The sequence below is a fragment of the Amycolatopsis sp. NPDC021455 genome (genome assembly GCF_040640995.1).
In the GTDB taxonomy this organism is placed as follows: Bacteria; Actinomycetota; Actinomycetes; order Mycobacteriales; family Pseudonocardiaceae; genus Amycolatopsis.
The window spans coordinates 25,174-35,801 of sequence record NZ_JBFACT010000078.1; the positions used below are offsets into that span (position 1 = coordinate 25,174).

A 10,628-nucleotide genomic window follows, 5' to 3' on the forward strand; every position below is an offset into this window, starting at 1 on the left:
GGTAGGCCATCGGCGCTCGTCAGCCCACCAAGCGCGCGTTACGTCTCATCACTGGCCGGAGCCGGTGCCGGTGGAACCGTCGAGCTTGGTGTTGCTGTCGATGAGCATCTGGCCACCCACCATCACGATCCGGAACGGGCGGCGCGACTGGTCGTTGAGATCCATGTTGATGATCAGCGAGCCGTCGTCCTCGGTGCGGCCCGAGTCGGCGTTGGCCTTCTTGAAGCCCTGGATGTTGGACTTGTTCGTGGCCCAGTAGGCCTGGAACTGCTGCTCGTTGCCGTAGACGGCCTGGGCGGCCGGGGTGAGCTTGTTCCAGCTCCCGGCCGGGTCGGAGAAGAAGTTGACCACGAGCAGACCGGCCGCGCCGACGTTGGTGACCTTGCCCTCCGTCACGGTGTCCCCGAGCGGGCCGGTGGGCACGGAACTGGAGGAGCTGTTCTTCTTCGGAGACGTCCCGGTGGCAGCGGGCGCACTGGACGGCGACTGGCCGGCCTGGTTGGTGTTCGTGCCGCCGCCACCACCACCGGAGTTCAGCACCAGGAACACGATGACCGCGACCACGACGACCGCCGCGCCGGCCCCGGCGAACAGCGCGTACTTGCGCTTGTTGTCCGCTTTCGGAGTGTCCGACGAGTACTGGGGAGCCCTGGCCGTCGGTGCGGCCGCGGGCATCGGTCTGGGCGGGGTGTTCGGCGGGGCGGCCGGCGAGCGCATCGGCATGAACGCCGCCGTCGGGCGCGGCGGGTTCGAGGGCGCCTTGTTCGCCGGCACGGGCGTGCCGACCGGCGGTGACGACGGCGCCTTGTTCTCGCTCCGCTGCCACGGCGGCCGCTCGCCGCCGTCCGCGGGGGCGGCGGGCTTGCGGCCCGCGCCGCCCGACAGCAGCGGCGGCGACGCCGTCATGCCGCCGGGCTCGGTCCGGGCCAGCGCGGCCAGCCGCTCGCGGGCCTCGGCCATGCTCGGCCGCTCGCCCGGCTCGCTGCGCAGCAGGCTCATCAGCAGCGCCGTGGCCGCCCCCGCCTGCACCGGCGGGTTGATCTGGCCGTTCGCCGCCGCGTAGAGCAGCGCGAGCTGGTTGGTCGTGTTGCCGTACGGCGTGGTGCCCTCGATGGCCTGGTAGAGGGTCGCGCCGAGGGCGAAGACGTCGGAGCTGGGCACCGGGTCGGCGCCGCGGGCCAGCTCGGGCGCCAGGTAGGCGGGTGTGCCGCCGATCAGGCCGGTGGCCGTCAGCGTCATGTCGCCCGCCGCGCGGGAGATGCCGAAGTCGGTGATCTTCGCGGTGCCGGTCTCGTCGATGAGGATGTTGCCCGGCTTGACGTCGCGGTGCACGATCCCGGCGCGGTGCGCGGCGACCAGCGCGGACGCGACCTGCTCGCCGATCCGGGCGACCCGGCCGAGCGGGAGGGTGCCCTCCTCGGCCAGGATCGTGGAGAGGCTGGGGCCGTTCAGGTACTCCATCACCAGGCAGGGGTCGCCGTTGTGCTCGGCGATGTCGAACACCACGATCGCGTTCGGGTGCTGGAAGCGGGCGGCGTTCTTCGCCTCGCGCATCGCGCGCTGGCGCATGTTGTCGCGTTCGGTCTCGGAGACACCCGGCTGCGGGAGGATCTGCTTGATCGCGACGGTGCGTTCGAGGCGCACGTCAGTCGCGCGCCACACCACTCCCATGGCACCGCTACCAATGTGCTCGACGAGGCGGTAGTGCCCCGCGATCAGCTGACCGGTGTCGATGGCGACTGCTCCTGACGAAATTCCCGGTGATGGTGGCCCTGCTCAGCGCGTTTCCGCTTCGCGCACCCGATCGAGTGTAGCGGTCGGCCCGGTGCCTTTCGCGTCAGCCAGCCGGTCCGGCGGGCTCGGGTTCGGCCGGTGCCCGCTTCTTGAACACCTTGACCAGCCCGATCGCCCCGGCCAGCGCGAACACGCCGTAGCAGGCGAGCAGCGCGGGCGGCGTGTCGCCGGTCAGGGCGTCGCCGAGGACGACCACGGCGACCGTGCCGGGCACGCTCCCGAGCAGCGTACCGGCCAGGTACGGGGAGAGCCGCACGGAGGATACCCCGCAGAGGTAGCTGAACGGCGCGAACGGCACCACCGGGATCAGCCGCAGCGAGGTGATGGCGAGGACGCCGCCGTCCGAAAGGCGGTCGTTGACCGTTTTCACCGCCGAGCGGTGCAGGTGCCGGGTGACCAGGTCGCGGCCGAGCAGCCGGGCCAGGCCGAAGGACAGGCCTGCCGCGATGGTGGTGGCGACCAGGCCGATCGCGATCCCGGCGGTGGTGCCGACGAGCAGGCCGGCGGCGAGGTTGAACACCGTCCGCGGGATCGGCGCCACGGTGAGCACCGAGTACGCGACGAGCAGCACGAGCGGCGTCGCGGGGCCGGTGGCGGCGGCCCAGGCCCGCAGTTCGGCCGGACCGGGGATCGGCAGCAGCACCGCGGCCGCCGCGAAGACGGCGAGCACGGCGAGCGCGACGATCAGCTTGCTGCGGCCGGACACCCGCTCCAGCCTACAGACGGAGCTTTCACGTGAAAGCTCCGACCTCGGGTCCGAGCTTTCACGTGAAAGCTCGGGTTCGCCGCTAGCGTGGCCGTATGCCCAAGCACGGTGACCCGGTCGAGTACGAGGTGGGCGGCCGCACGGTCCGCGTCTCGAGCCCGGACAAGGTGTACTTCCCCCAGCGCGGCATCACGAAGCGGCAGGTCGTGGAGCACTACATCACCGTCGGCGGGCCGCTGCTGCGCGCGATCGGCGAGCGGCCGACCACGCTGAAGCGGTACGTCGACGGCGTCGAGGGGGAGTGGTTCTACGCCAAGCGCGTGCCGAAGGGCGCGCCTTCGTGGGTCGAGACGGCCCGGATCACGTTCCCCTCGGGCCGCACGGCCGACGAGGTGTGCCCGACCGAGCCCGCCGTGTTCGCCTGGGCGGCGAACCTGGGCACGTTCGACTTCCACCCGTGGCCGGTGCGCCGCGCGGACGCCGACCACCCGGACGAGCTGCGCGTCGACGTCGACCCGCCGGACCGCGCCGGGTTCGCCGACGCGGTCGAGGTCGCCCGGGTGGTCCGCGAGGTGCTGGCGGACGCCGGGCTGACCGGCTACCCGAAGACGTCCGGCGGGCGCGGGGTGCACGTGCTGGTGCGGATCCGGCCGGAGTGGGACTTCGTCGCGGTCCGCCACGCGGTGATCGCGCTCGGCCGCGAGGTCGAGCGCCGCATCCCGGACAAGGCGACGATCTCGTGGTGGAAGGAGGAACGAGCCGGCCGGGTGTTCCTCGACTACAACCAGGCGGCCCGCGACCGCACGGTGGCGTCGGCGTGGTCGGTCCGCGGCACCCCGCGCGCGACGGTGTCGACACCGTTGACGTGGGACCTGCTGGACGAAGTGGACGCGGACGACTTCGACGTGCTGACGATCCCGGCTTTCCTGGAGCGGTACGGCGATCTGCACGCCCGAATGGACGAAGAGTCGTTCGGCCTCGAGACGGCATTGGAATGGTACGAACGCGACGCGCGTGATCACGGTCTCGGTGATCTGCCTTATCCGCCCGACTATCCGAAGATGCCGGGCGAGCCGAAGCGGGTGCAGCCGAGCAAGGCGCGGCCGGACTGACGCCGTGCACGCTGGGCCGATTGCCGCAGCCGCGCTGCGCGGAGTGATCACGCAAACGCCCGCTGTCGCCTTTCGGGTCACAAATGTTGCACGTCCGCGTTCGTTGTCACGATCATGGTCGCCGACGGCGTAACGTGCCGTTCCGAATCGGCGACTCTCCGGGGCATGCCCGGGGGCGGTTCGAGGAGGGAGGCCCTGCGTGGACGACCTGATCGCATTCCTCGCCGCGCGAGTGGGCGCGCGGCAGGCGTTGATCATGCAGGCCGTCAACAAGGCGAAGGCCGGCGAGACGATGAATCGCGGCGAGACGAAGGTCGCCGTGGAGCAGAAGATCCGCGGGCTGACCGATCTCGACCTCGAAGCGGTCAACCAGATGATCAACGAGATCGAGGCCACCCGGCGGATCCTGCTCGCCCACCGCACCACCGTGTCCGAAAAGGTCCCGGGTTTTCCGCTCTACGGCAGCGAATACTGGTGTGAGACCTGCCACGTGCCCGCCGACGAGGCCGGCTCCAACTGGTGCCTCACGCTGCGCCTGCTGGCCCTGCCCTACGCCGACCACCCGGACTACAGCGAGCGCTGGCGCCCGTAGCGGGAATCCCGCCGCCGGACGCGCGTTGCACGTCTCGTGACGCTGTTTTCCGTGCTCGACCGTTCGCCCGTGCGGCGCGACGGCGGGCCCGCGCGGGCGCTGCGTGACACCGTCGCCTTCGCCCGTGACATCGAACGGCTGGGCTACCACCGGTTCTGGGTGTCCGAACACCACGGCGTGCCCGGGGTCGCCGGGTCGGCGCCGACCGTGCTGGCCGCCGCCGTCGCCGGGGCGACCGGCCGCATCCGCGTCGGGACCGGCGGGGTGATGCTGCCGAACCACCGGCCCCTCGTCGTCGCCGAGCAGTTCGGTGTCCTGGAAGCGCTTCACCCCGGCCGGATCGACATGGGGCTGGGCCGGTCGGTCGGCTTCACCGCCGGCGTCCGGGATGCGCTGGGCCACGGCAAGGACGCGGCCGACGGCTTCGGCGCGCAGCTCCGGGAGCTGCTCGGGTTCTTCACCGGGGAACACGCTTTCCCCGGCGTCCACGCCTACCCCGCCGAGGGGCTGCGCGTGCCGCCGTTCCTGCTGGCCACCGGGTCCGGCGCGGACCTCGCCGCCGAACTCGGCCTGCCGCTGGTGATCGCGCCGGTGCGGGGTGAGCGCGCCCTGGCCGAAGCCGTGACGCGCTATCGCGAAGGGTTCCGGCCGTCCGAGTGGGCGCGGGAGCCGTACGTCGTGGTGTCCACGGCGATCGCCGTCGCGGACTCGGCGGCGGACGCGCGGAACCTGCTCGTGCCGGAGGCCTGGGCGACGGTGTATTCGCGTTCCCACGGCGTCTTCCCGCCCCTGGCGCCGCCCGCCGAGATCCTGGCCCTGCCGATGACCGGCCGCGAGCGAACGCGGCTCGAGGAGACCCTGGACGGCCAGATCTCGGGCACCCCGGCCGAGGTGGCCGACCGGCTGGACGCGCTCGTCGAAACCACGGGCGCCGACGAAGTCCTCGCGACGACGGCGGCCTACGACCAATCCGCGCGGCTGGATTCTTTCGCCGCGCTCGCGGAATTGTCCGGTATAGTTTCTCCGGTGACTGCCGGGTCGGCCTCGAGCCGTGAGCAGACGGGGTACCCGGCTGAGCCGTGACCTCCGGGCGGCCGCGTGGGCCGCCGCCTCCTCGCATGTGTCCGAAGTGATCGGAACGTGCGCGGAAAGGAGGTGAATCGCATGTCCGAGAACAGTTCCTGGTCGCAGTTCGTCGCGGCCCACGCCGAGGGCGGGGTGCTCGACGGCGTCGTGGCGCGGCCGCTGCCGTTCGGCGCCTTCGTCGAAGTGGCCCCGGGGATCCACGGCCTGCTGGTGACCGGCGCCGAGCAGGTGCCGGAAGCCGGGACGCGGCTGCCGGTCCGCATCGAGCGGATCGACGTCGAGCGTCGCCGGTTCAGCCTGGTGAAGGCGTGAGTTGAGGGGGGTCGAGGCAGGGCGCCCTGCCTCGACCCGTCACCCGAGTACGAAAGGCAGCCGCGCGGCCAGGTCGCCGAGTTCCGCGGCCTCCGCCTCGGTCGGCGCCCGACGGCCGGTCGCCACCAGCAGGACGTCTTCGTCGGAGAATGACGGCGGGAACGTGGTTCCCGCGATCGTCTCCAGCATCTGCCGCGTCCGCGCCAGGCCCTCGGCCGGCGGCGGCGCGGCGGACGGCAGGTGCGCCACCAGGTCCAGGTGGTGCAGGGTCCACTCCAGCACGTACGCCGAGAGGTAGTCGCCCGCGGTGAGGACCATGTCCTGCGTGCTCACCCGCATTCCCGGGTCGGCGAGGTCGGCCGCGCGGCCCGCCGCGGCGCCGACGTCCTCGAGGTGGAACTTCAGCAGGGCCGGGTCCTCGTACGCGGCGGCCAGGCGGACGATCAGCGCGTCCAGCGGGTCGTCGCCCGTCGGCGGCTCGTCGCTCACCGCCCAGTACGTGATCGCGTCGTGCGTGAGCGCCGCCGAGGACGGCGTGACCAGTGTGATCAGGACGTCCTGGGCGTCGATGACGAGGTGGCAGACCAGGTCGCGGACCAGCCAGCCCCGGCAGCCGGACGGCTTCGCGAAGTCGGCGTCGGGAAGGGCGGCGACCGCGGCGCGCAACGCCGCCCACGTGCGCGAAAAGAGATCCACGAGCGCGAAGTTAGCAGGGTCAGAGCCGCAGCTGCAGCTGAGTTAACAGCCGCTGCGCGGGGTCCGAGAAGTCCACTTCGGACACTTCGGCGGCGCGCCGGACCCGGTACCGCACGGTGTTCGGGTGGATGTTCAGCGCCCGCGCGGCGGCCCGGACGTCGCCGAAGGCGTCCAGCCAGGCCAGGACCGCCGGCACCAGGATCCCGCCGTGTTCGGCGTCGTGCGCCACCAGCGCCGTGAGCCGCGGGTCGCGGATGCGCGGCTGCCCGCCCAGGAACGCCAGCACCTCCGACAGCAGCACCTCGGCGCGGACGTCGGCCAGCGAGGCGACGTCCGCGGGCCAGTGCCCGCGCGCCATCGCCGCCAGGACGCGGTCGGCGTCGCCTCGGGACGCGGCCGCCTCCGACAGCCGGGGCACGACGCCGCCGAGGGCCGCCCGCACCGGGACGTCCAGGTGCCGGCGGGCGGTGGCGGTGATTTCGCGGGCCAGCGCCAGTACCGCCGCGTCCGAGTGCTCGGGCAGGTCCGGCAGCAGCGCGTAGACGCGGCCGCCGATCACGCTCACCAGCGCGCTGCGCCGGTAGGCCGCGGTGTGGACGGCGATCAGGTGGACCAGCTCGGCCCGCCGCAGCTGCCGATTGTCCGAGCGCTCCAAGGAAAACGCCAGCACCTGCGCCGGGCGGGCCGGGTCCGCGCCGATGTCGTCGGCGACGGACTCCGCATCGAGCCGTCCCTCCAGCAGGAGGGCCAGGAGGTCTTCGCGCAGCCGCAGCTCCGGGCTGGGCAGCGTGCGGGCGCGGATCAGCTGCGGCGCCAGGGCGCGGCTCGCGCCGAGCAGCGCCGTCTCGGCCCGTTCGGTGAGCGGCTGGGCGCCCTCCTGGACCCAGATCGTGCCGAGCGGCTGCTTGCCCGCGTGGATGCCCGCGGCGATGCGGCGGCGGATGCCCAGCTCGGGCCGCTCGTCGATCCGGACGATCCCTTCCCCGGCCCGAAGCCGCTGGTAGACGCCCCATTCGCGGAGCATCGCCAGGTAGCGCTCCGGGCCCTCGCGGCCGAGGATCGACAGCCGCCGCAGCTCGTCGACTTCGTCGCCCGCCCGTGAATACGCGAGCACGCGGTTGGCCGTGTCTTCGATGCTGACCAGGCCGCCGGTGAGCGTCGCGATCGTCTGCGCCAGGGCGAACAGGTCGCCGAGCACCTCGCCGCTGGCCGCCTCACCACCCGCGCGCGCCGCTTCGATGACGCCGCGGGCCAGGGACTCGACCTGCTCCCAGCGTGCCTCGGCGCCGACCGTGAGCAGCGCGACGCCCGCGTCGGCGGCGACGTCGGCACCCGTCGCGCCTTTGACCGCCACCGCGGCCGCGCCGCCACGCCCGGCCGCGCGGATGGCCGGCGCCGCCGCCCGGCCGCGCGCGCCGATCACCAGCACCAGGTCGCCGGGGGACGCTTCCAGGGGGTCTTCGGGGTCGAGGATCACGACGTCGGTGACCGGCACGCCGAGGCCGTGCGGCGCCACGACGACCTCGACCAGGGGCTCGCCGAGCGTCGCCAGGACGTGCCGCAGCGAGGTTGTCTGATCGGCCAAGGCCATACGACCGATTTTAGCCGTTCGGACAAGCCGCCCGGGTGTGTCCGGAGTTACCGTTCGGGGCATCAGGACTACAGAGCAGAGGAGCCGCCGTGGACGCCGTGACCCAGACCCCCGCCCCGACGAACGAGCCGGTGCTCACCTACGCGCCGGGCAGCGCTGAGCGCGCGGAACTCGAGGGTGCGCTCAAGCGGCTGGGCCAGGCGGAACCGGTCGAGCTGACCGTCACCATCGGCGGCGAGCAGCGCCCCGGTGGCGGCGAGCAGATCGACGTCGTCCAGCCGCACAACCACGCGCACGTCCTCGGTACCATCCACAGCGCGACCCAGCAGGACGCCACCGACGCGATCGCGGCCGCCGCGAAGGCCGCTCCGGAGTGGCGTTCGCTGTCCTACGACGACCGCGCCGCGATCCTCCTGCGCGCCGCCGACCTGCTCACCGGCAAGTGGCGCGCCACCCTCAACGCGGCCACCATGCTCGGCCAGTCCAAGACCGCGACCCAGGCCGAGATCGACTCCGCCTGCGAGCTCGCCGACTTCTGGCGCTTCAACGTCGAGTTCGGCCGCCGCATCCTCGCCGAGCAGCCGATCAGCTCGCCCGGCGTGTGGAACCGGCTGGAGCACCGGCCCCTCGAGGGCTTCGTCTACGCGATCACGCCGTTCAACTTCACCGCCATCGCCGGCAACCTGCCGACCGCGCCCGCGCTGATGGGCAACACCGTGCTGTGGAAGCCGTCGCCGACACAGTCGTTCGCCGCGCACCTGACCATGCGGCTGCTCGAAGAGGCCGGGATGCCGCCGGGCGTGATCAACCTGCTGCCGGGTGACGGCAAGGCCGTCTCGGAGGTCGCGCTGACCCACCGCGACCTGGCCGGCATCCACTTCACCGGCTCGACCGCGACCTTCCAGCACCTGTGGGGCACGGTCGGGGCGAACATCGCGGGCTACCGCGGCTACCCGCGCCTGGTCGGCGAGACCGGCGGCAAGGACTTCGTGCTCGCGCACCCCTCCGCCGACGTCGACGTCCTGCGCACCGCGCTGGTCCGCGGCGCCTTCGAGTACCAGGGCCAGAAGTGCTCCGCCGCTTCGCGCGCGTACGTCCCGCGCAGCGTCTGGAACGAGCTGAAGGACGGCCTGGTCGCCGAGACCGAGGCGCTGACCTACGGCGACGTCACCGACCTGTCGCACTTCGGCGGCGCGGTGATCGACCGGCGCGCGTTCACGAAGCACACGTCGCTTTTCGAACGCGTCGCTTCCGATGCGTCGGTCGAGGTCCTCACCGGCGGCACGGCCGACGACAGCGTCGGCTACTTCGTGCAGCCGACGATCCTGGTGTCGGACGACCCGAAGCACGAGATCTTCTCGACCGAGTACTTCGGCCCGATCCTGTCGGTGTACGTCTACGAGGACTCCCGCTTCGACGACGTCCTGAAGCTGGTCGACGAGACCGCCGCCTACGCGCTGACCGGCGCGGTGATCGCGAACGACCGCGTCGCCGTGGCGAAGGCCGCCGAGGCGCTGAAGTTCACCGCGGGCAACTTCTACGTCAACGACAAGCCGACCGGCGCCGTCGTCGGCCAGCAGCCGTTCGGCGGCGGCCGGGCGTCCGGCACGAACGACAAGGCGGGCTCGATCTTCAACCTGCAGCGCTGGACCAGCCCGCGCTCGGTCAAGGAGACCTTCGTGCCGCCGACCAGCGTGCGCTACCCGCACCAGGGCTGAGGAGGACCGTCATGTTGCGTGCCCCGTTGCTCGCCGCCGCCCGGTCGCGGCGCATCCGCGCGCTGGTCGAGGCCGTGCCCGCCACGCGATCCGTGGTGCGCCGGTTCGTGGCCGGGTCCGAGACCGCCGACGCCGTCCGCGTGGCCCGGGAACTGGCCGCGGACGGCCGCCGGATCACCCTCGACCACCTGGGCGAGGACACCACCGACGCCGGGCAGGCGGCGGCGACCGTCCGGGCCTACGAGGCGGTGCTGTCCGCGCTGGCCGCGGAAGGGCTGGCTGCGGGGGCGGACGTCTCGGTGAAGCTGTCGGCGGTGGGGCAGTTCCTGCCTTCGAACGGCGAAGACGTCGCGCTGGAGAACGCGCGGAAGATCTGCGCGGCGGCCGAGGCGGTCGGCGCCACCGTGACGCTGGACATGGAGGACCACACCACCACGGACTCGACGCTCGGCATCCTGCGCGAGCTGCGCGGCGAGTACCCGTGGGTGGGCGCGGTGCTGCAGGCCTACCTGCGGCGCACCGAGCAGGACTGCCGTTCGTTGTCCGGGCCGGGCTCCCGGGTCCGGCTGTGCAAGGGCGCGTACGCCGAACCCGAGTCGGTGGCGTTCCAGGAGAAGTCCGAAGTGGACAAGTCCTACGTCCGCTGCCTGCGCGTCCTGATGGCGGGCCAGGGCTACCCCATGGTGGCCTCGCACGACCCGCGGATGATCGGGATCGCCGCCGCGCTCGCCGAGGAGAACGGGCGGACCGACGACGACCACGAGTTCCAGATGCTCTACGGCATCCGGCCGGAGGAACAGCGGCGGATCGCCGCGTCGGGCGCCCGCATGCGCGTCTACGTGCCCTACGGCGACGAGTGGTACGGCTACTTCATGCGGCGGCTGGCCGAGCGCCCGGCCAACCTGGCGTTCTTCCTGCGCGGCCTGGCGACCAGGTCCTGAAAAGCCGTGAAGGCCTCCTTACCGGCTCTTATGGCCGGTAAGGAGGCCTTCACGGCACGGTGGTCAGGCCTGTTCGGCCT

At 72.4% G+C, this 10,628-nt stretch carries 10 protein-coding genes; 6 read left to right on the forward strand and 4 right to left on the reverse strand.

Annotation, left to right across the window (positions count from 1 at the left end; translation table 11 throughout):
• Positions 1 to 48: 48 nt before the first annotated feature.
• Together AB0G28_RS42980 and AB0G28_RS42985 are read right to left on the reverse strand one after the other, a co-directional pair.
• Positions 49 to 1,719: a protein kinase gene (locus AB0G28_RS42980; protein ID WP_361103443.1), complete on the reverse strand. Its 1,671-nt coding sequence runs from the start codon at positions 1,717 to 1,719 to the stop codon at positions 49 to 51.
• Positions 1,720 to 1,837: 118 nt separating this feature from the next.
• Positions 1,838 to 2,500 carry a TVP38/TMEM64 family protein gene (locus AB0G28_RS42985; RefSeq protein WP_361103421.1) on the reverse strand — a complete coding sequence of 221 codons (663 nt, stop codon included), beginning with the start codon at positions 2,498 to 2,500 and terminating at the stop codon, positions 1,838 to 1,840.
• Between the two features lie 95 nt (positions 2,501 to 2,595).
• Between AB0G28_RS42985 and AB0G28_RS42990 the strand changes: the two genes are divergently transcribed.
• From AB0G28_RS42990 to AB0G28_RS43005, 4 genes are all read left to right on the forward strand, one after another.
• Entirely contained in the window at positions 2,596 to 3,612 is a 1,017-nt protein-coding gene (locus AB0G28_RS42990) for a DNA primase small subunit domain-containing protein (protein WP_361103423.1), read from the forward strand.
• A gap of 199 nt (positions 3,613 to 3,811) precedes the next feature.
• Complete coding sequence (locus AB0G28_RS42995; protein ID WP_361103425.1) at positions 3,812 to 4,204, forward strand: DUF6221 family protein; 393 nt, start codon at positions 3,812 to 3,814, stop codon at positions 4,202 to 4,204.
• A gap of 36 nt (positions 4,205 to 4,240) precedes the next feature.
• The gene (locus AB0G28_RS43000) at positions 4,241 to 5,287 is read left to right on the forward strand and encodes an LLM class flavin-dependent oxidoreductase (protein WP_361103427.1); all 1,047 of its coding nucleotides are present in this window, start codon (positions 4,241 to 4,243) and stop codon (positions 5,285 to 5,287) included.
• Between the two features lie 81 nt (positions 5,288 to 5,368).
• On the forward strand, positions 5,369 to 5,602 hold the full coding sequence (locus tag AB0G28_RS43005; RefSeq protein WP_361103429.1) for a S1 RNA-binding domain-containing protein: 234 nt from the start codon (positions 5,369 to 5,371) through the stop codon (positions 5,600 to 5,602).
• A gap of 39 nt (positions 5,603 to 5,641) precedes the next feature.
• Here the strand turns inward: AB0G28_RS43005 and AB0G28_RS43010 are convergent, their stop codons facing one another.
• Both AB0G28_RS43010 and AB0G28_RS43015 read right to left on the reverse strand, forming a co-directional pair.
• Entirely contained in the window at positions 5,642 to 6,298 is a 657-nt protein-coding gene (locus AB0G28_RS43010; RefSeq protein WP_361103431.1) for a maleylpyruvate isomerase N-terminal domain-containing protein, read from the reverse strand.
• Positions 6,299 to 6,317: 19 nt separating this feature from the next.
• Entirely contained in the window at positions 6,318 to 7,889 is a 1,572-nt protein-coding gene (locus AB0G28_RS43015) for a helix-turn-helix domain-containing protein (RefSeq protein WP_361103433.1), read from the reverse strand.
• Positions 7,890 to 7,978: 89 nt separating this feature from the next.
• Between AB0G28_RS43015 and pruA the strand changes: the two genes are divergently transcribed.
• The gene (gene pruA / locus AB0G28_RS43020) at positions 7,979 to 9,607 is read left to right on the forward strand and encodes an L-glutamate gamma-semialdehyde dehydrogenase (protein WP_361103435.1); all 1,629 of its coding nucleotides are present in this window, start codon (positions 7,979 to 7,981) and stop codon (positions 9,605 to 9,607) included.
• Positions 9,608 to 9,618: 11 nt separating this feature from the next.
• On the forward strand, positions 9,619 to 10,548 hold the full coding sequence (locus tag AB0G28_RS43025) for a proline dehydrogenase family protein (RefSeq protein ID WP_361103437.1): 930 nt from the start codon (positions 9,619 to 9,621) through the stop codon (positions 10,546 to 10,548).
• Positions 10,549 to 10,628 lie beyond the last annotated feature (80 nt).